This is a genomic window from Streptomyces sp. SID10853 (assembly GCF_010548145.1).
GTDB lineage: Bacteria > Actinomycetota > Actinomycetes > Streptomycetales > Streptomycetaceae > Streptomyces.
In genome coordinates this window covers 1-22,938 of sequence record NZ_JAAGLN010000102.1, presented here as the reverse complement: position 1 = coordinate 22,938, position 22,938 = coordinate 1, and the positions used below count along the sequence as shown (strand labels likewise).

Annotated in this window: 17 protein-coding genes; 7 read left to right on the top strand and 10 right to left on the bottom strand. The window is 71.3% G+C overall.

Annotated features, from left to right (window positions below):
• Positions 1–145 precede the first annotated feature (145 nt).
• Positions 146–1,477 (bottom strand): PspC domain-containing protein, encoded by a 1,332-nt coding sequence (locus G3I19_RS19920; protein WP_164265009.1) that lies wholly within the window; start codon positions 1,475–1,477, stop codon positions 146–148.
• Positions 1,478–1,607: 130 nt separating this feature from the next.
• On the opposite strand from G3I19_RS19920, the gene G3I19_RS19915 reads away from it, so the two are divergent.
• Both G3I19_RS19915 and G3I19_RS19910 read left to right on the top strand, forming a co-directional pair.
• Complete coding sequence (locus tag G3I19_RS19915; protein WP_164265008.1) at positions 1,608–2,894, top strand: ATP-binding protein; 1,287 nt, start codon at positions 1,608–1,610, stop codon at positions 2,892–2,894.
• The gene (locus tag G3I19_RS19910) at positions 2,891–3,661 is read left to right on the top strand and encodes a response regulator transcription factor (RefSeq protein WP_275402757.1); all 771 of its coding nucleotides are present in this window, start codon (positions 2,891–2,893) and stop codon (positions 3,659–3,661) included. The genes G3I19_RS19915 and G3I19_RS19910 overlap by 4 nt, the downstream gene beginning before the upstream one ends.
• A 127-nt stretch (positions 3,662–3,788) precedes the next feature.
• On the opposite strand, the gene G3I19_RS19905 is transcribed toward G3I19_RS19910, so the two are convergent.
• A complete protein-coding gene (locus G3I19_RS19905; protein WP_164265007.1) occupies positions 3,789–4,055 on the bottom strand; it encodes a hypothetical protein in 267 nt (88 codons plus the stop codon).
• Positions 4,052–4,945: an SPFH domain-containing protein gene (locus G3I19_RS19900; RefSeq protein WP_239074585.1), complete on the bottom strand. Its 894-nt coding sequence runs from the start codon at positions 4,943–4,945 to the stop codon at positions 4,052–4,054. The genes G3I19_RS19905 and G3I19_RS19900 overlap by 4 nt, the downstream gene beginning before the upstream one ends.
• Positions 4,946–5,343: 398 nt before the next feature.
• Here G3I19_RS19900 and G3I19_RS19895 point away from each other — a divergent pair, with 398 nt between their 5' ends.
• The gene (locus G3I19_RS19895) at positions 5,344–6,519 is read left to right on the top strand and encodes an alpha/beta hydrolase-fold protein (RefSeq protein WP_164265005.1); all 1,176 of its coding nucleotides are present in this window, start codon (positions 5,344–5,346) and stop codon (positions 6,517–6,519) included.
• Here G3I19_RS19895 and G3I19_RS19890 read toward each other — a convergent pair.
• Positions 6,474–7,559 (bottom strand): C40 family peptidase, encoded by a 1,086-nt coding sequence (locus G3I19_RS19890; RefSeq protein ID WP_164265004.1) that lies wholly within the window; start codon positions 7,557–7,559, stop codon positions 6,474–6,476. The genes G3I19_RS19895 and G3I19_RS19890 overlap by 46 nt on opposite strands.
• A gap of 288 nt (positions 7,560–7,847) precedes the next feature.
• Between G3I19_RS19890 and G3I19_RS19885 the strand changes: the two genes are divergently transcribed.
• Entirely contained in the window at positions 7,848–8,201 is a 354-nt protein-coding gene (locus G3I19_RS19885) for a hypothetical protein (RefSeq protein WP_164265003.1), read from the top strand.
• Between the two features lie 42 nt (positions 8,202–8,243).
• Here G3I19_RS19885 and G3I19_RS19880 read toward each other — a convergent pair whose 3' ends face one another.
• Both G3I19_RS19880 and G3I19_RS19875 read right to left on the bottom strand, forming a co-directional pair.
• Positions 8,244–9,734: a UDP-N-acetylmuramoyl-L-alanyl-D-glutamate--2,6-diaminopimelate ligase gene (locus G3I19_RS19880; protein ID WP_164265002.1), complete on the bottom strand. Its 1,491-nt coding sequence runs from the start codon at positions 9,732–9,734 to the stop codon at positions 8,244–8,246.
• 485 nt (positions 9,735–10,219) lie between these two features.
• A complete protein-coding gene (locus tag G3I19_RS19875) occupies positions 10,220–11,386 on the bottom strand; it encodes a C40 family peptidase (RefSeq protein WP_164265001.1) in 1,167 nt (388 codons plus the stop codon).
• A 586-nt stretch (positions 11,387–11,972) separates the two neighbouring features.
• Here G3I19_RS19875 and pcrA point away from each other — a divergent pair.
• Positions 11,973–14,495 (top strand): DNA helicase PcrA, encoded by a 2,523-nt coding sequence (gene pcrA / locus G3I19_RS19870; RefSeq protein WP_164265000.1) that lies wholly within the window; start codon positions 11,973–11,975, stop codon positions 14,493–14,495.
• A 130-nt stretch (positions 14,496–14,625) separates the two neighbouring features.
• On the opposite strand, the gene G3I19_RS19865 is transcribed toward pcrA, so the two are convergent.
• Together G3I19_RS19865 and G3I19_RS19860 are read right to left on the bottom strand one after the other, a co-directional pair.
• Positions 14,626–16,143 (bottom strand): M23 family metallopeptidase, encoded by a 1,518-nt coding sequence (locus G3I19_RS19865; protein ID WP_164264999.1) that lies wholly within the window; start codon positions 16,141–16,143, stop codon positions 14,626–14,628.
• 289 nt (positions 16,144–16,432) lie between these two features.
• A complete protein-coding gene (locus G3I19_RS19860) occupies positions 16,433–17,416 on the bottom strand; it encodes an alpha/beta fold hydrolase (protein WP_164265010.1) in 984 nt (327 codons plus the stop codon).
• A gap of 352 nt (positions 17,417–17,768) precedes the next feature.
• Here G3I19_RS19860 and G3I19_RS19855 point away from each other — a divergent pair, with 352 nt between their 5' ends.
• Positions 17,769–18,182 (top strand): cobalamin B12-binding domain-containing protein, encoded by a 414-nt coding sequence (locus G3I19_RS19855; RefSeq protein WP_164264998.1) that lies wholly within the window; start codon positions 17,769–17,771, stop codon positions 18,180–18,182.
• 170 nt (positions 18,183–18,352) lie between these two features.
• Here G3I19_RS19855 and G3I19_RS19850 read toward each other — a convergent pair whose 3' ends face one another.
• Together G3I19_RS19850 and G3I19_RS19845 are read right to left on the bottom strand one after the other, a co-directional pair.
• The gene (locus G3I19_RS19850) at positions 18,353–19,927 is read right to left on the bottom strand and encodes a DUF5691 domain-containing protein (RefSeq protein ID WP_164264997.1); all 1,575 of its coding nucleotides are present in this window, start codon (positions 19,925–19,927) and stop codon (positions 18,353–18,355) included.
• A 170-nt stretch (positions 19,928–20,097) separates the two neighbouring features.
• Entirely contained in the window at positions 20,098–21,507 is a 1,410-nt protein-coding gene (locus tag G3I19_RS19845) for an SWIM zinc finger family protein (RefSeq protein WP_343235150.1), read from the bottom strand.
• Positions 21,508–21,649: 142 nt separating this feature from the next.
• On the opposite strand from G3I19_RS19845, the gene G3I19_RS19840 reads away from it, so the two are divergent.
• Positions 21,650–22,753 (top strand): AAA family ATPase, encoded by a 1,104-nt coding sequence (locus tag G3I19_RS19840; RefSeq protein WP_164264995.1) that lies wholly within the window; start codon positions 21,650–21,652, stop codon positions 22,751–22,753.
• Positions 22,754–22,938 lie beyond the last annotated feature (185 nt).

The window sequence follows — 22,938 nt, the reverse complement described above, 5'->3', positions numbered from 1 at the left end:
GTGCGAGCCCCCGGGCCGCGCGCCCGCGGGACCCGCCCCGCCTGCCCAGCCCGGCCCGGCTCCTGGCCCCGACCCCTCTCCCGGCCCGGCTCCTGGCCCTGACCCCGTTCCGGGCCCCGGCCCCGTCTCGTCCGTCCCTGCTCCGTCACCGTGCACGGGTCACCTCCGCCTGTCCCATGCCGACCTTCAGATGGAGGTCGACCGTGCCTCCCGCCTTGCCGCCGCTCTGCGGCGCGAGCGTCACCGTCCTGTCCCGGGCGGGGGAGATGTCGATGTCCCGCTGGTTCTCACCGGGCAGCTGGATGTCCCCCAGCCCCACCTCCGCATGGAGCCGCACGGTCACATTCTTCGGTACGACGACCGCCGCCCGGCCCGCGCCGACCTCCACACGCGTACGGACGGACGTGCCCGGCGGGACGCTCAGCCGGCCGAGGTTCAGCGTGCCGACCCCCGAACCCACCTGGTACCCGGGGTGCACCGCCGACGCCGAAGCGGGCCGCCAGTTCGTACGCATCCAGTGCGTGGTGACGGTCTTCGGCAGGGCGCTCACGCCCGCCAGCAGCGCCGTCGTGACCACCACCAGGAAGAGCGTGCCGGATCCCGTACGCCCGACGAACGAGCTGAGCAGCATGCCCAGGCCGAAGACACCGAGCGCGCACGCAAGACCGATCTGCATGCTCGTGGTGACCGGATAGCTGTCCCGGGAGAGGCCCGTGCCGAGTGCGGCTGCGACCAGTGCAAAGAGGAACAGCCGGCCGCCGACACCGCGCGGCCCCCGGCTCGCGGCCGGGGCCGACCTGGCCGACCTGGCCGACCCGCGGGAAAGCGGCGGATCGGGTGCGATGTCCGACGGGCCCCACAGATAGCCGGAACCGACCGGTCCTGTGGTGCCGTCCTTGATGATCGGGTCCCGCCACCAGGACGGGCCGGCCGGTGTCGGCGGGGCCTTCGTCTCCGGTGGCGCGTCCGGGACCTTCTGCCCGGCCGTCCGCTGGCCCGCCGGCTTCTGCCCCGGCGCCCGCTGCCCGGCAGCAGGTTCGGGTGCCTCCGGGGCGGCGAGCCCGCGCCGCTCCGACCAGACCGCGGAGCCCGCGGTGGCCAGCGACAGCAGGGCCGCGAAGACCAGCACCGTCACGTAGTGCAGCATCGAAAGGAACAGCCCGCAGCCGATCAGCGCGAAGAGCACCGCGGCCATGGACGCGCCCTCGACCCGGCCGGTCAGCAGTCTGCGCGCCTCGTTCTCGTCCTCGTCGTCCAGCGGGATCAGGAGCCAGGCGAAACCGTAGAAGATCAGCCCCACCCCGCCGGTCGCCGCCAGCACACCGAGAACCACGCGGAAGATCACCGGATCCAGGTCGAAGTGCCGGCCGAGCCCGCCGCAGACCCCGGCGACCACCTTGTTGCTCCGGTGGCGCCGCAGCTGCGGTCGCGGCTCGTCCTGCTGCTGCGGCGGGGTGGTCGGCGGCGGGGTCGTCATACCTCCATGGTGACGGTCGTTCCCCGTGGGCGGGGCCCGCGACGACCCTGGCCGATCCCTGATTTCGTCCCCCGGAACCAGGGGGTTTTCCCTGATGCCCGCGGTGGCCCGTCCATGTGACGATCGAACCATGCCAGTCGCCCCGCCCCGCGCCGCAGGTGCCGCAGCCGAAGCCCCGGACGAGCCCGCGCCGCGCAAGCTGTACCGCAGTGCCGAAGGGCGGATGCTGGGCGGCGTCGCGCGCGGGCTCGCCGGACATCTGGGCGTGCCCGTCTCCTGGGTGCGGGCCGCGTTCATCGTGCTGTTCGCGCTGGAGGGACTGGGGGCGCTGCTGTACGCCGCGTTCTGGTTCGTCGTGCCGCTCGGCGCGGGCGGGGTCGAGCAGCGTGGTGTGCCGTCGGCGTTCGAGGAGTCCCAGGACGGCCGCCGCCGGCTGCGCAAGCCCGACCGGGGCCAGATCGTCGCCCTCGTCGCGTTGATCATCGGCGTGGCGGCCTTCGTCGGGAACGTGGACATCGGCGGCGACGCCAGCCCGTACATCTGGCCCGTGCTGCTCATCGGCGCCGGTGTCGTCCTCGTCTGGCGCCAGGCGGACAACACCCGCCGTGCGCACTGGGCCGAGGTCGGCCGCAGCAGCAGGCTGCTTCCGCTGGGCCGCGCGCTGGCCGGTGTGGTGCTGGTCGGCGCCGGGCTCGCCGCCTTCATCGTGATCCGCGGTTCGTCGGCGCAGCTCGGCAATGTCCTGACCGCCGCACTGGCCGTGGTCGCCGGGATCGCGCTGCTCGCCGGGCCGTGGCTGATCCGGATGACCCAGGACCTCTCCCAGGAGCGGCTGATGCGGATCCGCGCCCAGGAGCGCGCGGAGGTCGCCGCCCACGTCCACGACTCGGTGCTGCACACGCTGACCCTGATCCAGCGCAACGCGGAGGAGCCCGGCGAGGTCCGCAGGCTGGCCCGTGCCCAGGAGCGCGAACTGCGCGCCTGGCTCTACCGCCCCGAGGGCACAGGCAAGGACAAGGACGACGAACCCGAGACCCTCGCCGACGCCGTCAAGCAGGCCGCCGCCGAGGTCGAGGACAAGCACGGGGTGCCACTCGAGGTGGTGGTCGTCGGGGACTGCCCGCTGGACGAGAAGCTGTCGGCCCAGATGCAGGCGGCACGCGAGGCCATGGTCAACGCGGCCAAGTACGGTGGCGAGGGCGGTGCCGTACAGGTGTACGCGGAAGTCGAGGGCCGTACCGTCTTCGTGTCGGTACGTGACCGGGGGCCCGGCTTCGATCTCGACGCGGTGCCCGGCGACCGGATGGGCGTAAGAGAATCGATCATCGGCCGTATGCAGCGCAACGGCGGTACGGCAAGCCTGCGTTCCGCTCCCGACGGCGGCACCGTAGTGGAACTGGAGATGGAGCGAGCATGACCGAGCCCACCGACCGAACCGACCTCACCGACCGCGCGGACAGCCCCGACCCCACGGGCAGCCCCGATCCCACCGGCGCGGCCCACCGGGCCGGAGGCCCGGCGCCCCGCAGGGTCCGGGTCGTTCTCGTGGACGACCACCGGATGTTCCGCACGGGGGTGCAGGCGGAGATCGGCAGGACCGAGTCGACGGGTGTCGAGGTCGTCGGTGAGGCGGCCGATGTCGACCAGGCGGTCAGCGTCATCAAGGCCACCCGCCCCGAGGTCGTCCTCCTCGACGTCCATCTGCCGGGCGGCGGCGGCGTCGAAGTGCTGCGCCGCTCCGCCGCGCTGATGTCCGACCCGGAGAACCCGGTCCGCTTCCTCGCCCTGTCCGTTTCGGACGCGGCGGAGGACGTGATCGGTGTCATCAGGGGCGGCGCCCGCGGCTATGTCACCAAGACGATCACCGGGACCGACCTGGTCGACTCGGTCTTCCGGGTCCAGGACGGCGACGCGGTCTTCTCCCCCCGTCTCGCCGGGTTCGTCCTCGACGCGTTCGCGTCCACGGACGCACCTCCGGTCGACGAGGACATGGACCGGCTGACGCAGCGCGAGCGGGAGGTGCTGCGTCTCATCGCGCGCGGATACGCGTACAAGGAGATCGCCAAGCAGCTGTTCATCTCGGTGAAGACGGTCGAGTCGCATGTGTCGGCGGTGCTGCGCAAGCTCCAGCTGTCGAACCGCCACGAACTGACCCGGTGGGCGACGGCGCGTCGGCTGATCTGACCGTCGGCGGCAGGCGGTCGTCGGCGGCTGATCCGGCCGGCAGGGTGTCGCAGACGGCAGACGGCAGACGGCAGACGGCAGACGGCAGACGGCAGACGGCAGGCAGTCGGCGGCCGACCGCCCGCCGTCACGGGCGGGGCGGGTCCGGGTTCGGGGGCCTGCCGCGGCGGGGGAGCGCGCCCGCGTCGCGCGGCAGGCGGCCGGCGTCGGAGAGGGCCTGGCGGAGCAGGAACTCGATCTGGGCGTTGGCGCTGCGGAGTTCGTCGGCCGCCCAGCGTGCCAGGGCGTCGTGCACGGACGGGTCCAGCCGCAGCAGCACCTGTTTGCGCGCCCTGGCGGCGCGCCGCGGCGCCGGACCCGAGGGCTCCGCGGCGCCGGCGCTCTCCTCGCTCACTGGTAGAGGGAACCGGTGTTCAGGACCGGCTGGACGGCACGGTCGCCGCACAGCACCACCATCAAATTGCTGACCATGGTGGCCTTCCGCTCCTCGTCCAGGTCCACGATGCCCTGTTCGCTGATCCGGACCAGGGCCTGCTCGACCATACCGACCGCGCCCTCGACGATCTGCTGACGGGCCGCGACGACCGCCCCGGCCTGCTGGCGCTGGAGCATCGCGGAGGCGATCTCGGGCGCGTACGCGAGGTGGCTGAACCGGGACTCGATGATCCGGACCCCAGCGGCCCTGACCCGGGCGGTCAGCTCCAGCGACAGCTTCTCGGTGATCTCGTCCGCGTTGCCGCGCAGGGACAGGGCGTCCTCGTCGTGGGCGTCGTAGGGGTACTCGATGGCGATGTGGCGGACCGCCGACTCGGTCTGGGTCGCGATGAACTTGCGGTAGTCGTCCACCTCGAACAGCGCCTGTGCCGTGTCCTCGACCTTCCACACCACGACCGCCGCCAGCTCGATCGGGTTGCCGTAGGCGTCGTTGACCTTCATGACCGAGGTTTCGTTGTTCCGCACCCGGGTGGAGATCTTCTGCGCACTGGTCAGCGGATTCACCCAGCGCAGCCCGTCCTGCCTGATCGTGCCCACGTACCGCCCGAACAGCTGGATGACGCGGGCCTCGCCGGGGGCGACCATCTTCACGCCGGTCATGCAGAACAGCGAGCCGAGCAGTACGACGATGCCCACCACGATCAGGGCCGCCCGCGTGCCGCCGCCGTCCGTGACCCCGCCGCCGATGAGCAGGCCGAGCCCCACCACCACGCCGAGCAGGGTCAGCAGCAGTGCCGCACCGCCGGCGATGCCGTGCGCCTGGGTCTCGTGCACGTGCGGGGCCGGCATGTCCGGGGCGTCCGCCTCCAGCCCGGCCGCGGTGGTCGTGGTCCTGCCCGCCGTGGTCCCGTCCTTCGCGGTCCGGTCGGCGGGTGCCGGGTCCTGTCCGGATGTTCCAGTCATGGTGTGCTCCCTCGTTGGGGTTTGGGCCTCAGGGGCGGTCGGCCCCCACCCAGTCGTGATGACTACGGCTAATCAAAGTGATATCTAATTTAAGCACGGCGCCGCGGCCGGCGACACCCCGGCGTCACGGGTGCACGGATACGGGCAGGTACGGGCAGAGGTGGGCAGTGCCGCGCAGGGAGCGGGCGTATACCGTACGTGTTGCGTCATCGCCGTACGTGACCACGTAAAAAGGGTGCAAAACAGGTAACCTCCGACCCCAATAGGGCATCTTTCCCCACGTGATGAGCCTGACGGGAACCCCGTTCTTCCTCACCGCGATCGCCATGATGGGCGTCGCGGTGCTGCTGCCCCTGCTGCTGTGGGGACGCGTCGCCGGCCCCGCGGCCGTACGCGGTGCGGCCCGGCTGGTGATGGTGTTGTTCGCGCAGGCGACCGCGGTACTGGTCGTCTTCGTCGCGGTGAACAACAGCAACGGCCTGTACGACAACTGGGCCGACCTCCTCGGCACCGGCAACCACGTGGTCGCCGCACCCGACCTTGGCGCCGACGGCCTCGGCGGCCGGCAGCTGGCGTCCGAACCGCACCAGCGGGCCGTGTTCAAGCCGGTGACCGACCCGCGCATGGGGCACGGAGTGCGCCGCACCGTGATGACCGGGCAGGTGTCGGGGGTGCGCGGCGAGGTGTACGTCTGGCTGCCGCCCGAGTACAACGAACCCGCCTACCGCCACCACTCCTTCCCGGTGGTCGAGCTGCTCTCCGGGTTCCCCGGCACGGCCAAGGCGTGGTTCTCCAGCCTCGGTGCGGAGAAGCAGCTGGCGCCGATGATGGAACGGGGTGTGGTCGCCCCGTTCATCCTGGTGTCGCCGCGCACCTCGCTCCTCGGAAGCCAGGACACCGGCTGCGCCAATGTGAGCGGGGTCATCAACGCGGACACCTGGCTGAGCGTCGACGTGCCGAGAATGGTGACCGACACCTTCCGGGCGAAGCGCGGGGCGGCCGGCTGGGCGGTCGCAGGTTACTCGGCGGGGGCGCACTGCGCGGTGAAGCTGGCGCTGGCGCACCCCGACCGCTACCACGCGGCGGCCGGGCTCTCCGGGTACAACGATCCCGCGGCCGAGCGCGCCTCCATCACCGCCAAGGACCCGGCGCTGCGGCGTACGAACAATCCGCTGTGGATCCTGCGGCACGCCAAGAAACCGCCGCGGGTCTCGCTCTTCATCTCCGGTGCGCCGCACGACGGTTACCGGGACGGCCTGGCCCTGCGCGCCGCGGCCAAGCGGCCCACGTCGGTCGAGGTCGTCCCGGTGACGGGCGGGCACAGCCTGGCGGTCTGGCGCAAGCAGGTGCCTGATGTCTTCACCTGGCTGAGCGCGCAGTTCACACCGGGGGCCCGGACGGGCGCACCGATCGGTCAGGTGCCCGCGACCGGCCGCGTCGCGCCCGCGAAGGGCATCTGACCGACCGGCGCGAGCCGCACGGGTGCGCCGGGGTGCGGGGCGTGGATCATCTGGCCGTGGCCCACATAGATGCCGACATGGCTGATCCCCGAGTAGAAGAACACCAGGTCGCCGGGGGCCAGTTCGGAGCGGCTCACCCGCTGCCCCGAGTTGATCTGGGTGTACGTGGTGCGCGGGAGCGACACCCCCGCCGCGCGGTACGCGGCCTGGGTCAGCCCCGAACAGTCGAAGGACGAGGGCCCGGTGGCCCCCCAGACGTACGGCTTGCCGAGCGCGCTGTAGGCGAAGGCGACCGCCCGCGCCGCCCGTGAGCCGGGGGCGGTGACCGGGCCTCGCGCGGCCGAGCGGTCGGCGGCCTGCGTGGCGGCGGACCTGTCGGCGCCCCGGAGTCCGTCCTGGGATCCGCCCTGCGACTCGTACTGCGAGCGCTCGGGCGCCGACAGCCGGGAGAGCAGTGCCTCGGCCGCGCGGATCTTGCTCTGCACGGTGGTCTTCTGCTTCTTCAGGCCGGCCTGCTGGGTCCGCAGCCTGCTGAGGGCGGAGTCCGCCTCGGAGTGCAGCTGGGCGAGCTGCCCGATCTGCCGGCGCACCCCGGTGACCTCTGCGGCCTGCCGGTCGCCCACGCGCTCCACGTAGGCGGCCCGGTCCAGGTACTGCGCCGGGTCGGAGGAGAGGAAGACCTGCAGCGACGGGTCGATGGCGCCGTCGCGGTACTGGGCGGACGCCGTCGAACCGAGCGCGGAGCGCGCCGTGTTGAGCTGCTCCGTGCGGCGGGCGGCCTGGTCGCGCAGGGAGCGCAGCGACTTCTCCGACGCGGCGGTCTTCTCCTTCGCCCCGTCGTACTTCTCGGTGGCGGTCTCCGCCTCCTGGTACAGCTTGTCGACCTGGGTCTTGACCTGCGCCGGGGTCAGATGCGGAGCCGCGTGGCCGACGCCCTGGAAGGCGGTGGCGGACGCGGCTCCCGCGAGGGTGAGAGTCGCGGCGGTCCGGGCCGCGGGGCCGGTGAGCGGGCGCTGCCTGGGTTTTCGGTGAGCGGCCACGGGGGCGGTCACGTCCTTCCGTACGTCCTTGCCGGATCTCCCGGTGGTGGGGGCCGGACCGCCGCCCGGTCATGGGGCGGTGGGGGAGCCCGGTCACCTGGGCAAGAACGCTAAACCTGGGGTTATGGGAACGAGACCTCATGGGACATAGTGGTCGAATCTGGCCGCTGCGTTGCTTTATGCGGCCGCCGATGACCGGATGGGACCGGTCCTTGGGGCGGATGGTGAGGACCAGTGGGGGACCACCGGTGGGAGGGGCCCGGGAGGCGGTGGCTAAGGTCGAATCCCATGGACGTACTCATCAATGCCTTCGTCGGCCTGCACATCATCGGTATCGCCGCGCTGCTCGGCGGTTTCCTGACCCAGATGAAGTCGATGCGCACGGGCGAGGCCCGGTTCGGCCCGGCGATGCTGCACGGCGCGCTGACGATGCTGGTGACCGGGGTGGCGCTGGTCGGTCTGAACCAGGCCCAGGGGAACACCATCAACACCGTCAAGATCGGGATCAAGCTGGCGGTCCTGGTGGTGATCCTGGGCCTCGTCTATGTGAAGCGCGACGAGGAGCGGATCGAGAAGGGGCTCTTCGGCGCGGTCGGCGGTCTGACGATCGTCAACATCTTCATCGCGGTGCTCTGGACCTGAGCGGGACCTGCCCCTGCCCTGCCCCGTCCCTCCCCGGGCCGGTCACCCCTGTGCGGCCGACAGTTCGCGCACCGTCGCCATGTCGCTGAACGGGATCAGCCTGCCGCCGACGATCTGGTACGGCTCGCTGCCCTTCCCCGCGACCAGCACGATGTCCGCCGGCCCCGCGGCGGACAGGGCGAAGGCGATCGCGTCACGGCGGTCGGCGATCCGCTCGAACGGGGTACCGGTGGCCGTCAGCCCCGGAGCGATCTGGTCCATGATCGCCTCGGGGTCCTCGTCACGGGGGTTGTCCGATGTGAGCACGCACAGATCGGAGTGCGACCCGGCGATCTCGCCCATCCGGGCCCGCTTGGTGACGTCACGGTCGCCACCGCAGCCGAAGACCGTGATGACACGGGCACCGGCGAAGTCCCTGATGGCGGCGAGCACCTTGTCCAGGGAGTCCGGCGAGTGCGCGTAGTCCACGATCACGGACGTGCCCCGCGGAGCCTCGAACCGCTCCAGCCGCCCGGGGACCGGCGGCATCCGGTCGAGCGCCGCCACCAGACCGCCCAGGTCATGGCCCAGTACGTGGCACGCGGCCACGGTGGCCAGCGCGTTGGCGACCGAGAACCTGCCCGGCACCGGGATCGCCGCCGGATACTTGCGCCCGCCGTGGTGGAGGGTGAACCGGGTGCCGAAGGCGTCCATGTCCAGATCGGTCGCCCGGTAGTCCGCCTCGGCGTCCAGGGCGTACGTACGGACCAGACCCGGCATCAGCGCCGGAACCAGCGCGCCGACCGGGTCGTCCGCGTTCACCACCGCGCGCCGGCAGAGCCCTCCGAACAGCCGGAGTTTGGCGTCCCGGTAGTGCTCCATCGTGCCGTGGTCGTCCAGGTGGTCCTGGGTGAGGTTGGTGAAGATGCCCACGTCGATGAAGGAATGGTCGACCCGGTGGTTCAGCAGGCCCATGGAGGTCGCTTCCAGGACCACGGTGCCCACCCCGTGATCGCGCATGTGCCCCAGCAGATACTGGAAGTCCGGTGACTCCGGAGTGGTCAGCACCGAGTGCGGCATCGGGATCAGCTCGTCCCCGATCCGGTTCCCGCCCGTCCCGATGACGCCCACCTTCGCGCCCTTGGCGATCCGCAGCACGGACTCCACCATGTACGAGACGGATGTCTTCCCGTTGGTGCCGGTGACGGCCACCATGTCCATCGCCCGGCCGGGATCCCCGTAGTACCGCGAGGTGATCAGCGCGGCGGCCTTGCGGGTGTCGGCCACCCGTACGACACAAGCGCCGTCCGCCGACGGCCGTACCGCTGCGGGGAGTCCGGGTGCCGGCTCCTCGACCAGCACCGCCACGGCGCCCCGCGCCAGTGCGGAACCGATCGCCTCGGGGCCGCCCTCGCGGTGCCCGGGCACGGCGATGAAGAGCGAACCGGGCGAGACGCGGTGGGCGTCGAAGCACGCTCCCGCGGTGACCCTCGTCCCCGGATCACCCAGCAGTACGTCGTGGTCGTGCCCGGCCAGCAGCTCGCTCAACTTCACAGAGGTCCTCTCAGGGTGCGGCCGGCCCGCCGGCGGTCACGGGAAGCGACACCGGCGTACGCCCGGGGGCGCGGGGCCGCGGGGAGTGGTGCGGGAGTGGTGCGGGGATATTGCGCGTACGGCGGAGACGGGTTGCGCGGGAAGCCCGCCGCGGGGGCAGGAGAGGCCCGGGACGCGGCGGCTGTGCCGTCGGTCTGCTTCCGGCGGGCGCGAGGGCCGGGCAGGAAGGGACAGACGGGAAGGGGCGGGCGGAAGGGGCAGGCGGGAGAGCCGGACGCACAGGCCCGTGGCGAAGGTTGCTAGCCGTGGCCGTGCAGCGCACGGCAGCGCGCCCGGGGCGCGACAGGACCCGGCGCGCGCGAGGCCCGGACCGGGCACTCCGTCACCGCATGTGTATGTCCCATACGGAGAGTGTACGCGCCCGCGGCGCCCGGCCCGGCGGGAACGGAGCGGCCCTGAACCACTCCGCCCCCGCTGACCTGCAGCTATCCGGGCCGCACACTGCCGTAGATCGGCATGTAGTAGATCGACTCCTCGCGCACGTACGCCCCCGGCTTCGGGGCGTGGATCATCATCCCGTTGCCGATGTACATCCCGACGTGGCTGATGTCGTCGTAGAAGAACACCAGATCACCGGGGCGCAGATCCTTCGTCGCGACCCGGGTGCCGGTCTTCACCTGGTCCCAGGTGGTCCGCGGCAGGTTGACGCCCGCGGCCTTCCAGGCGGCCTGGGTGAGCCCCGAGCAGTCGTAGGAGCCGGGCCCGGTGGCGCCCCAGACGTACGGCTTGCCGATCTGGGCGCGGGCGAACGCGAGGGCCGTGGCGGCCTTGCCCGACGACGTACCGGAGCCGGAACCCGAGCTGCTCCCGCTGCCCGTGCTGCTGCCCGTCCCCGAGCTGCCGCCCTTGGCCTGCTCCGACGCCTTGCGCTTCTTCGCCGCCGCTGCCTGCTCCTGCGCCAGCTTCTCCGCCTTGCGCCTGGCCTCGGCTTCCTTCTTCTTCTCCAGCGCCGCCAGCCGCGCCTTCTCCTCGGCGGTCAGCTTCGACAGCAGCCGGCGCGCGTCCGCGAGCTTCGACTGGACGGACTGCTTGCTCGCCTTCAGCGCGGCCTGCGACTCGGTCAGACTCTCCAGGCTGCGCGCCGCCTCACCGCGCTTGCGGGCCGCCGAGCGCTGCTCGGCCTGGTAGTCGGCGACGGCCTTCTCCTGGCGGTCGCCCAGCCGCTTCATCAGCTGGTCCTGGTCGAAGTACGACTGGGGGTTGTCGGCGAGCAGCAGGGTGGCCGTGGTGGAGAGGGTGCCCTCGCGGTACTGGGCGGCGGCGTAGTTGCCGAGTGTGCGGCGGGAGTCGTTGACCTTCGCGGTGCGCTCGGCGACCTGGTCGAGGAGGGAGTCGACCGTCTTGCGCTGCGCGGTCGTGGCCTCCTGGGCCTGGTTGTACTGCTGGGTCGCGGTCCCGGCCTGGCGGTAGAGCCCGTCGACCTTCTTCTGGACCTCTTCGATGCCCGGCTTCGGCGCCGGCTTCGCGCCGGGCGCCGGTGCGGCACCGGCGGTCTGGGCGAACAGGGAGACCGAGGCGAGGGCCGCGGTGGTGATGCCCAGGGCGGGAGCGGTACTGCGTACGCGGGAACGCGGTTTGCGGTGCGTTGCCAAGACAGGCAACTCCTTCCGTGGACCGCCTACCGGGTTGGCGGTGGGGGTGCCTCCCAGGCCGTTCAGGCTCTGGGGGAGGGTTCGGGCTCGTCCGGAAGGTCGCCCTACGGTCCTCGGTGGTGCTGGGCTGTGCGTGGTGCGGACCGATTCACCCCGGTGGTGCTTGGCGGGTCCCCGGCTCCGGCTGCCGTGCGTCGTACGTCACACATCGCGGCGCACGCGGTACGGCAGAACGGACTCGGCGCGGACCGCTCGCTCCGGCGCGGTTCGCCGGGAGGGGCACGTGCGGTCCTGAGCGAGCAAGATAGCCAACTCCTGTGACGGGTGGGAAGGCTGATGTTCGATATGCCCGATACATTTTCGTGACCTTGCGGCGGGACGGCCGGGCCGGCGGCGATCCGGGCGGTCAGCGGTCCGGTCCGGCGTCGGGTCGGCGTGCGGTCCGGCATCAGGCCGGGGCGCGGCCGGCGTGCGGTCCGGCATCGGGTCGGGCGGGCGGTCAGCGGTCCGGTCCGGAGTGCGGCCCGGCGTCCGGTCCGGAGTGCGGCCCCTGACTGTCACTGGCTCGGCCTAGACTCGGTAGACGATGAGCAGCCTCTTTGACGACAGCTTCCTGGCGAACCTCCAGCCCCCGGAGGAAGAGCCCCCGCCGCCCGCCGAGGACCCCGCCGGTGGCCACGCCGGAGGGGGCCACCCTCCGGAGGAGGTTCCGCACGACCTGTTCGCCGGTGCGTGGCCCGCAGGGGAAGGGGCGGCGCCCCGGCGTGACGCGTACTACCGCGATGGCGCCCCGCGTCCCGCCGTGGACCCCGCCGCGCTGCTCGAAGGGCTGAACGCCGAGCAGCGCGCCGCCGTCGTGCACGCCGGCTCGCCGCTGCTCATCGTGGCGGGCGCCGGGTCGGGCAAGACCCGGGTGCTGACCCACCGGATCGGGCATCTGCTCGGCTCGCGCGGGGTGCACCCCGGCCAGATCCTCGCGATCACCTTCACCAACAAGGCCGCGGGCGAGATGAAGGAGCGCGTCGAGGAGCTGGTGGGCCCGCGCGCCCAGGCCATGTGGGTCATGACCTTCCACAGCGCGTGCGTACGGATCCTGCGCCGTGAGTCGAAGAAGCTCGGCTTCACCTCGTCGTTCTCGATCTATGACGCCGCCGACTCGAAGCGGCTGATGGCGCTGGTCTGCCGTGACCTGGACCTGGACCCGAAGAAGTTCCCGCCGAAGTCGTTCAGCGCCAAGATCTCGAACCTCAAGAACGAACTGATCGACGAGGAGACCTTCGCCGGGCAGGCGGCTGGGGGCACCTCCCAGACGGAGTCTGGGGGAGGATTCGAGAAGACCCTCGCCGAGGCGTACGCGCTCTACCAGGCACGGCTGCGCGAGGCCAACGCGCTGGACTTCGACGACATCATCATGACGACGGTCCATCTGCTCCAGGCGTTCCCGGACGTCGCCGAGCACTACCGGATGCGCTTCCGGCACGTCCTGGTCGACGAGTACCAGGACACCAACCACGCCCAGTACACGCTGGTGCGCGAACTGGTCGGCCCGTCCGGCGAGGGCAGGGCGCCGGGCGAACTGTGCGTCGTCGGTGACGCGGACCAGTCCATCTACGCGTTCCGCGGCGCCACGATCCGCAACATCCTCCAGTTCGAGGAGGACTACCCCGACGCGACCACGATCCTCCTGGAGCAGAACTACCGCTCCACCCAGACGATCCTCTCCGCCGCCAACGCGGTGATCGAGCGCAACGAGAACCGCCGTGCCAAGAACCTCTGGACCGAGGCCGGCGAGGGCGCGAAGATCATCGGCTATGTCGCCGACACCGAGCACGACGAAGCGCAGTTCGTCGCCGACGAGATCGACCGGCTGACCGACGCGGGAGACGCGAAGGCCGGTGACGTCGCCGTCTTCTACCGGACGAACGCGCAGTCCCGTGTCTTCGAGGAGATCTTCATCCGGGTCGGCCTTCCGTACAAGGTCGTCGGCGGGGTGCGGTTCTACGAGCGCAAGGAGGTCCGCGATGTGCTGGCCTATCTGCGCGTCCTGGCCAACCCCGAGGACACCGTCCCGCTCCGCCGCATCCTCAATGTGCCCAAGCGTGGTATCGGTGACCGCGCGGAGGCGATGATCGACGCACTCGCGCAGCGCGAGAAGGTCAGCTTCCCGCAGGCGCTGCGCCGGGTCGACGAGGCGTACGGCATGGCGGCCCGCTCGGCCAACGCCGTGAAGCGGTTCAACGTCCTGATGGAGGAGCTCCGTACGATCGTCGAGTCGGGTGCGGGGCCCGCCGTGGTGCTGGAGGCGGTCTTCGAACGGACCGGCTATCTGGCCGAGTTGCAGGCGTCCACCGACCCGCAGGACGAGACCCGCATCGAGAACCTCCAGGAACTGGCCGCTGTAGCTCTGGAGTTCGAGCAGGAGCGCGGCGACGAGGAGGGCGCGGGCACGCTCGCCGAATTCCTGGAGAAGGTCGCCCTGGTTGCCGACTCGGACCAGATCCCCGACGAGGACGAGGACGGCTCGGGGGTCATCACGCTGATGACGCTCCACACGGCCAAGGGGCTCGAATTCCCCGTGGTGTTCCTGACCGGCATGGAGGACGGTGTCTTCCCGCACATGCGCGCGCTGGGGCAGGTCAAGGAGCTGGAGGAGGAGCGGCGGCTGGCGTACGTGGGGATCACGCGCGCCCGCGAGCGGCTGTATCTGACGCGCTCGACCCTGCGCAGCGCGTGGGGCCAGCCGTCGTACAACCCGGCATCGCGCTTCCTGGAGGAGATCCCGGCGCAGCATCTGGAGTGGAAGCGGCTGGGTGCGATGTCGGCCCCGGCGGGACCGACATCGGGGATCACCTCGTCGCTGTCGTCCTCGCTGTCCTCGTCGCGTGCGCGCGGAGGATCCGGCGGCTCTTCGGGCTTCGCGACACGGCGGGCCGGCGACAAGCCGGTGATCACGCTGAACGTGGGGGACCGGGTGACGCACGACCAGTTCGGCCTGGGCACGGTGATGCAGGTGACCGGATCGGGTGCGGACGCCCAGGTCACGGTGGACTTCGGCGACGAGCGCCCGAAGAAGCTGCTGCTGCGCTACGCACCGGTCGAGAAGCTGTAGGCCGCGCCCTCGCCCCGGTGGGGCGGTGGTCCGGGGCGGCGAGGTTCTCGGAGAGTCGGGTCCTCGAAGGGGCCGGGGCCACGGGCTTGGGTCGCGGGCTTTGGTTACGGGCGTGGGTTACGGGCGTGGGTTACGTCGGGTCGAGGCCGTGGCTGCGGAGCCACGGCAGCGGGTCGATCGCCGCGCCGCTGTGGGGCCGTACCTCGAAGTGCATGTGCGGCCCGGTCGAGTTCCCGGAGCTCCCCGAGTACGCGATGACGTCGCCCGCCTTGACGGAGCCCGAGCGGATCTTGGTGCTGCTGAGGTGGCAGTACCAGGTCTCGGTGCCGTCGGGCGACGTGACCATGGCCATGTTGCCGTAGGCGCTGTTCCACTGGGTACGGACGGTGCCGTCGGTCGCGGCCATGACGGGAGTCCCGTAGGAGACGGGGAAGTCGATACCGGTGTGCACGGACATCCAGTTGACCCCGGCCTGGCCGAAGTAGGCGCTGAGCCCCTTCTGTTTCACCGGCAGGACGAACTTCGGCCGGGCCGCTTCCTTGCGCGCGGCTTCCTCCTCGGCCTTCTTCTTCGCCGTGGCCTGCCGCTGCTTCAGATCGATGCGCTCCTGCGTACGGCTGGCGCGGTCGGCGAAGTCATCGGCCTCGTGGCTGAGATCGGCGAGCTGGCCGTCCAGTTTGCTGTTGGCGGCCACCGGTTTGACGGACGACGGGTCGGCGGCGGCCTGCGTACCGGTGCCGCTGTCCTTGCCGCTCTCCCCGATCCCGCCGACGGTCGCGGCGGCGACTCCGGCAACCCCCATCACACAGGCGGACGGGACCGCGATGGTCAGCAGCGCGGAACGCTTGGCAGGCGTACGGCGACGGCCACCCCTGCCACCCGGTGCGCGGCGGGCGCCGGGTGGAGAGGGGAGGCGTGACGAGAGAGGTGCTGCCGGGTGGGACGCGGGTGGTGCGTCGTCGTCCGCCGGGTGGTCCGCCGGAGGGCCCGCCAGGTGGAGGGAGCTGTCCGGAAGTTCGGGATCGTTGAACCCGGACGGCCCGTCGTGGTCGGCGAACGCCGCGAATTCGGCGGTGTGTTCGGGTCCGGTGACGTCCGGGAGATCGACGGCGGCGAACTGCTGCGTCGGGTGCGGGGCCGCCGCGCCGGCGGAGTTCCAGGCGGTGGCGTCGTGGGCGCCCGTGTCATGGGCGCCGCTGTCGTAGGTGCCGGTGCCGGTGTCGTACGTATCAGCGCCGTGGGCGGCCGTTCCGTAGACACCGGTTCCGTAGGTGCTGGTGGTGTTGGTGGCGCTGGTGGCGTACGCGCCGGTGTCCCACTGGCCCGTCGTGTCGTACCCGCCCGTGTCCTGACCGGCGAAGGTGTGCGCTGGATGCCCGTAACTCTGCGACTGGGGCTGCGTATACGGCTGCTGGTACGGCACGTCGTATCCGGGAGTTTCCCGCGCACCCGTGTCCCACTGCGTGGTGTCGTACTCACCGCTGTGACCGCCGGCACGGTAGGGGCCGTGCGCTCCGGACGGCGCTCCGGACGGGTATCCCCCCGGCATATCACCGAAGAGCGGATCGACGGCGAAAGAACCGGTGGGGCTGCCGGCGGAGTAACCGTCGTTTCCGACGTACCCGGCGTGGGTTTGCTGGTCGTTCACCAACGTCTCTCTCGCCTCGGCAGCAGGGGCCCTGCGTTCGGGGGCACCCCCGGTGGAAGCAGTGGCGCGACTGTACCCGGCGGTACATGGCGGCGACAATCTTCGGCAGGTACCGGACGCGTGGGAAACGGGCATTCGGCCGTCTTTCGAGGGGCTATGTGCACAGCCTTGGCCCGGCGTTCGGGAAGCGTTCGACCTGTCCATGCCTTTCGACCGTTTGTACCCCTTTCTTTCGCTCCCTCTTCACGGTGCTTTCCGGCCTTGTTCAGGCGAATGTCCAGGCGACTGTTCAGGCGACCGAGATGACGCTTTCCCGGGGGCCGGCTGCCGCGTCGTCGGGTGAGTCGAGGGCCTGCCTGATGGCGGCGGCCACGGCCGGGTGCACCGGCAGGGCGAGATGCCCGATGCCGCTGACCCTGACATTCGTCGTGATCAGGTCGGGGTGGTCGATACAGCCGGCCTCGACCGGGATCATCAGACGGTCGAGTTCGCTCCAGAAACTCACGAACCGGGTGCGGCAACCGGGTGCGGGCTCGCGCAATTCCTCGATCACATCCGAGTGGGGGAGCATCTGCCGTACGAGTGGATGGGCGCTCATCAATTGAGCGATCTGGGTCCCCTCGTGCGGTGTGCCGAGCGTGACGAGCGTGTGCACCTTTCTGTCACCGCCCAGTCGCTGTACGTAGTACCGGGCGATCAGGCCGCCCAGGCTGTGCCCGACGATGTCGACGTCCTTGTGCCCCGTGCGGGCGCAGATCTCGTCGATGTGGTCTCCCAGCAGCTCGGCTGCCGCCCGGATGTCGCAGGTCAGCAGCGAGTAGTTCAGCGACTCCGGATGCTGCCACCCGTGCCGCAGGAGGGAGCGGCGCAGCAGGACGAACACGGAGCGGTTGTCCACGAAGCCGTGGAGCAGTACGACGGGGCGGTGCCCCTGGTCGGAAGGGGGGAGCTGGCCGACCGCGGCCTCCCCGGCGCGGGGCTGCCGGAGCGCGCCCCCGCGCGGGCCGCGCAGCGGGCTGCCGAGGGTTTCACCGGCAGGCGGCCCTGCGGGTCCTGGGGTGCGTCCGCGGGCGCTCCGTGTGCCGGCGGGGCCGCCGGGTGGTGCGCTCAGGGGTACGTCGATCCGGCGCTCGTCCGTGATCCCGGACGGGTAGAGGAGCATATGCCCGGCCAGAACCGCGAGGTCGAGGGCCGTGGCGCGCAGTGGCACGGCGGACAGCTGGAGCTGGTGCAGCAGCCATTGGGGGGAGAGGAAATCCGGCAGCACCTTCATGGGGCGACCTCCCGAACGGCGTACGGGGACCACCTTGTCCCCACGCGCACTCATGGGTGCCACGGAAGAGTTCCTGGCTGACACAACCGACATGCCAGCTTCCGTGTCATCCACCGTGTACCCGATGGTACGGGTGATACGGCGCTCTCGCCTGCGGCTCCCGTCCAGCGCCACCCCGATACGCCTGACGCCGGGGATGGCGGCCGGAGGCCCGGCCCGGCGCGGGGTGTGACGCGTAGTGAATGTGTCCCAGGTGTGATTTCCCCCTCCCTGACCACCGTGAAACGGCAGCTTGCGGGATGCTGTCGATAACGTTCGTTCACGTTCGTTCGCATCGTGCATGGAGGCAGTGATGGGTGTGGTCGGTCCGATCCGCGTAGTGGTCGCCAAGCCGGGGCTCGACGGACACGATCGCGGGGCGAAGGTCATCGCGCGTGCGCTGCGGGATGCCGGTATGGAGGTCATCTACACCGGCCTCCACCAGACGCCCGAGCAGATCGTGGGCACCGCCATTCAGGAGGATGCCGACGCCATCGGTCTGTCCATCCTGTCGGGCGCCCACAACACGCTCTTCGCGAAGGTGCTCGACCTGTTGAAGGAGCGGGACGCGGAAGACATCAAGGTGTTCGGCGGCGGGATCATCCCGGAAGCGGACATCGCACCGCTGAAGCAGCTGGGTGTCGCGGAAATCTTCACGCCGGGCGCCACGACGACATCCATCGTGGACTGGGTCAACGCGAACGTACGCCAGCCCGCAGGCGCCTGACGGCGCGACCCGACCCGTCACGACGCGACCCGACCCGACCCGATTCGGTGGGGCTGCGGCTCGGGCTACGGCTGGGCCGGGTTGCCCCTGGGCTGGGCCTGGTTGGACGTGGGCCGGGCTGAGCCTGGCCTGGTGGAACGTGGGCTTGGTTGAACGCGAGTGGGCTGCGGTCAGTCCTCCGCCCGTTCTTCCGCCAGCTCCGCGGCCATGGCGGCCCGCAGCCGCAGTGTCGACCCCAGCCGCTGGAACGCCTCCGACCAGTAGCTGCCGGCCCCCGGTGATGTTCCCTCCGTTTCGTCCGGTATCGCGGTGAGGATCTCAAGGCGCGGTGCTTCCGCGGGGTCCAGGCACCGTTCGGCCAGTCCCATGACACCGCTGAAGCTCCACGGGTAGCTGCCCGCGTCCCGCGCGATCTCCAGGGCGTCCACCACGGCCCGGCCCAGCGGCTCCGCCCAGGGCACATCGCAGACGGCAAGCAGCTGAAACGCCTCCGACAGCCCGTGCCCGGCGATGAACTCGGCTACCCAGCAGGCCCGTTCGTCGGCCGGCAGCGCGGCGAGCAGCTTGGCCCGCTCGGCAAGCGATGCGGTGCCGGGACCCGACAGCAGCGCACGTGACCACTCGGTGTCCCGCTGCCGCACCGCCGCCCGGCACCATGCGGCGTGCAGCTCCTCGTCCCAGCCGTCCGCCACCGGCAACGCGACGATCCGGCCGGGCGAGCGTCCGCCCAGCCTGGCGGTCCAGACCCCGAGCGGAGCCGCCTCCACCAGCTGGCCCAGCCACCAGGACCGCTCGCCCCGTCCCGTCGGCGGCACTGCGGATACGCCGTCGCGCTGCATCGCCGCATCGCACTCGTGCGGCGCTTCGACCGATATCCGGGCCTGCTCCCCGGACAGATCCAGACTGACGCAGGTCATCGCGCGTTCGGCCATCCGCCCGGCCAGTGCGGAAGCGGGCAGCGCGGAGAGCAGTTCGGCCGCGGTGGACCGGACATTGCGGCTGCGGTCGGCCAAGGCGCCTTCCAGGAAGGGTTCGTCGCCGGCCGTGAGCTCGGTGCGCAACGAGTCGAGGAACATCAGACGGTCCTCGGCCCGCTCCGTGGGCCAGGTGGTGGCGAGCAGTTCGACCCCGGCGGCCGGTGCGTCCAGCCGTACGGCGGTGAGGAGTGCCACGCGCTCGGCGAACAGCCCTTCTTCCCAGAGGCGTTGGACGGCGGCCGTGTCGGTGGGCGCGGGCAGTACCGCGCCGCTGGATGTGCTGCGCAGCGCGAACTTCCAGTCGGGGTTGAGCCGGGCGAGCCACAATCCGCGCGCCCCGGCGAAAGCGAGTGCCTGCGGACGCAGATCCGTACGCGCCCGCGCGGCGTCGAGCAGGGCGCCCAGCTGCGCGGCCGGTGCGCGGTAGCCGTGCCGGAGCGCCGCCGCGAGCCACTGGGGCAGCAACTCGGTGAGGTCCGGTGCCGTGCCGCGCCGTCCACCCGAGCCCGGTGGCCCGGCCCGGTCTGCCAGCAGCTGGGCCAGTCTCCGCCTTGCCGGCTCCGGAGGCTCGGGTCGGGGATCGTCCGGGGCGGGGGAGGGCGGTACGGCTGCGGCAGCGGGCAGCAGCCCTGCTCTTCGCCGCACGGTGTGCAGTGCGGCCGCGTCCAGCAACGGACGCTCCCCAGGTGGGACCGGCCTGCGGTCGGTACCGAGCAGAGCCGAGGTGACGAGGTCTTCCCAGGCGGTGATGGTGCGGCTACTGGTCATCGGTTCCCTCCATGAGTCACGAGCGCGAGCACGGGTGTGTATACGTACGCGCACGTGAACGCGTACGGGAATGCGGGCCATTGGGGGGGGGAATAAGGCTGACCTTGGCGTCCCTGGTGACTCACCGGTGACTGACTCCCGGGTGGCTCCCAGGCGCTGGTCCGGCCTCGTCAGGTCAGCGGTACGGCTTCGGCTGTCCCCGGGGCCCAGGCCGTGAGCGGCGTGAAGCCGCGGTGGCCGCACTCACCGAACACGGTGACGGGGCCGCCCCCGGAGAGCGCGGTGAGTTTCCACAGGCCGGCCCTGGCCGAAGAGCCCGGGGCGATGGGCAGTGCTGACCCGCCCTCGGCGTCGGCCAGTTGCCAGCCGTCGGCGGTGCCGTTGCGGCTGCCTCCATCGGCGCCGGGCACCGGTATGACGGACGAGAGCGTCGCCGGCCAGGAGCCGAGCCAGGGATCGTCGCGCAGGGCCACCCCGTACGCCCTGAGGGCGGCTCCGGTCGATATCCCCTCGGGCGGCCCGGCTGCCCGTTCCGGAGAACCGAAACGCTCACCCAGCGCGGCCCGCAGCTGACCGGCCCCTGGATACGGCACCAGATCCGCGTCCAGTGTCAGGCCCACGGGCAGTGCCGTTCCCGGTGCTCTGCCCGCCGCACCGAAGTCCAGCAGCTGGGCGGTACGCCCCGACCGGCTGCCGTACAGCCAGATGCGGCGGGTGGTGAGTTTCCCGTCGGTCGAGTCCTGCTGGGAGAGGACCAGCCACTGGTCCCGGACCGGTGGACCCTCGGCTGATACGGGCAGCCCGACGCGAGTGCGTACGGTCGTGGCCAGTGCCTCCGGAAGCAGTTCCCGTCCGAGCCAGGCTCTGTCCAGCAGATGCAGCATCGCGCACTCCTCGAGCAGCCGCACCGGCCAGCCCTGGCCGGACGACGGTATGCCGCCCAACTCCCTGACACGTGCGGCCAGTCCGGGGGCCTGCGCGTCGACCATGCGGGCTGCGGTCTCCTCCCAGAGTGCGTATCCCGACTGCTCCGCTCCGGCCAGACCGCTCCGCAGCAGGTCGTCGAGGCGCTGTTCCAGCTCGGTGGCGCCCGCGGTGACCCGCTCGGCCCGGCGCGCGGCCCGGCGGCCGACCGCCTCCGGATCCGCCGGTTTCCCGGGCGCGGGAGCCGCGCCCTCCGCGGAACTGGCCTTCGGCCGGGCCGCCCTGCGGGCTTCGAGCCACTCGGCCGCCCACTCCGGCGGAGTCGCTGTTTCCTTCACGGCGGCGTCCGCGGCCGCCCAGAGCAACAGCAGCCCCAGCGCGTGCTTGCACGGAAACTTCCGGCTGGGACAACTGCACTTGTAGGCCACCCCCGATGTGTCCACGACCGTCCGGTACGGCTTGCTGCCGCTTCCGCTGCACAGCCCCCACACGGCTCCCGAGCCGACCGTCCACCCCGCTTCCGACCACGGCCCGGACGAACCGCCGAGTCTGCTCCCCGCCTTGCGTGACGCGGCGTCAGGAGCCAGTGCCAGCACCTGGTCGGCCGACCAGCGCGCCCGCTGCCCGACCCCCTGCCCGACCACCTGCCCAACCACCCGCCGAACCTCCTGCCGATTCATGGCTCCGAAGGTACGTGCCACCACTGACAATGGGCTCTCAGCTGCGGAAACGGTCGATTGTCAGTGCCATGGTGCACGGTGGGAACCACATCCGGTCGAACGATCTGGAGGGGGATCCATGACCACGCCCGAAAACACCGCTGCAGAGGTTCTGAGGCCGCATGCGGAGGACGCATTCGCCCATGAACTGAAGGCACTTGCGGCTGCGGACGACCGTCCGCGCCCCGAGCGCTGGAAGCTCTCGCCCTGGGCCGTGGCCACATATCTCCAGGGCGGCACGCTCCCGGACGGCACGGTGATCACACCCAAGTACGTCGGACCGCGCCGCATCGTCGAAGTCGCCGTCACCACCCTCGCCACTGACCGGGCCCTGCTGCTGCTCGGTGTTCCCGGCACCGCGAAGACCTGGGTCTCCGAGCACCTCGCGGCGGCTGTGAGCGGAGACTCCACGCTGCTCGTCCAGGGCACGGCCGGGACGCCGGAGGAAGCGATCAGATACGGCTGGAACTACGCACAGCTGCTGGCCCACGGACCCAGCCGTGACGCCCTGGTGCCCAGCCCTGTCATGCGGGCCATGGCGGAGGGCATGACCGCACGCGTCGAGGAGCTGACGCGGATCCCCGCTGACGTGCAGGACTCTCTGATCACGATCCTGTCGGAGAAGACACTGCCCATTCCGGAGCTGGGCCAGGAGACGCAGGCGGTCCGCGGATTCAACGTGATCGCCACGGCCAACGACCGCGACCGGGGGGTCAACGAGCTGTCCAGCGCTCTGCGGCGGCGTTTCAACACCGTGGTCCTGCCGCTGCCCTCCACGGCCGACGCCGAGGTCGACATCGTCTCCCGGCGAGTCGACCAGATCGGCCGGTCGCTCGACCTGCCCGCAGCGCCCGAAGGCATGGACGAGATCCGTCGGGTGGTGACTGTCTTCCGGGAGTTGCGCGGCGGGGTCACCGGGGACGGGCGGACCAAGGTCAAGTCCCCGTCGGGGACGCTCTCCACGGCCGAGGCGATCTCCGTCGTCACCAACGGGCTGGCGCTCGCGGCGCACTTCGGCGACGGGGTGCTCCGGTCGTCCGATGTCGCGGCGGGTCTGCTGGGTGCGGTCGTCCGTGATCCAGCGGCCGACCGGGTTGTCTGGCAGGAGTACCTGGAGACCGTGGTCCGGGAGCGGGACGGCTGGAAGGACTTCTACCGGGCCTGCCGGGAGGTCTCGGTATGACCGGGCGCATGGCTTCTTCTTCCGTGTCCGGGGCGCCCCCGGGGCGGAAGGCCGGCACTTCCGGAGAGCTGGCCGCTTCGGCGGAAGGCAAGGCGCCCGCGCCCGCTGCGCCCAGCGCGTCCGCTGCGTCCGCTGCGCCCAGCGCGCCCACTGCGCCCACTGCGCCCACTGCGCCCACTGCGCCC

Coding starts and splice junctions, on each gene's coding strand:
- G3I19_RS19920 (WP_164265009.1), bottom strand. CDS start 1,477: ATGACGACCCCGCCGCCGACCACCCCGCCGCAGCAGCAGGACGAGCCG.
- G3I19_RS19915 (WP_164265008.1), top strand. CDS start 1,608: ATGCCAGTCGCCCCGCCCCGCGCCGCAGGTGCCGCAGCCGAAGCCCCG.
- G3I19_RS19910 (WP_275402757.1), top strand. CDS start 2,891: ATGACCGAGCCCACCGACCGAACCGACCTCACCGACCGCGCGGACAGC.
- G3I19_RS19900 (WP_239074585.1), bottom strand. CDS start 4,945: ATGCCGGCCCCGCACGTGCACGAGACCCAGGCGCACGGCATCGCCGGC.
- G3I19_RS19895 (WP_164265005.1), top strand. CDS start 5,344: ATGAGCCTGACGGGAACCCCGTTCTTCCTCACCGCGATCGCCATGATG.
- G3I19_RS19885 (WP_164265003.1), top strand. CDS start 7,848: ATGGACGTACTCATCAATGCCTTCGTCGGCCTGCACATCATCGGTATC.
- pcrA (WP_164265000.1), top strand. CDS start 11,973: ATGAGCAGCCTCTTTGACGACAGCTTCCTGGCGAACCTCCAGCCCCCG.
- G3I19_RS19860 (WP_164265010.1), bottom strand. CDS start 17,416: ATGAAGGTGCTGCCGGATTTCCTCTCCCCCCAATGGCTGCTGCACCAG.
- G3I19_RS19855 (WP_164264998.1), top strand. CDS start 17,769: ATGGGTGTGGTCGGTCCGATCCGCGTAGTGGTCGCCAAGCCGGGGCTC.
- G3I19_RS19850 (WP_164264997.1), bottom strand. CDS start 19,927: ATGACCAGTAGCCGCACCATCACCGCCTGGGAAGACCTCGTCACCTCG.
- G3I19_RS19840 (WP_164264995.1), top strand. CDS start 21,650: ATGACCACGCCCGAAAACACCGCTGCAGAGGTTCTGAGGCCGCATGCG.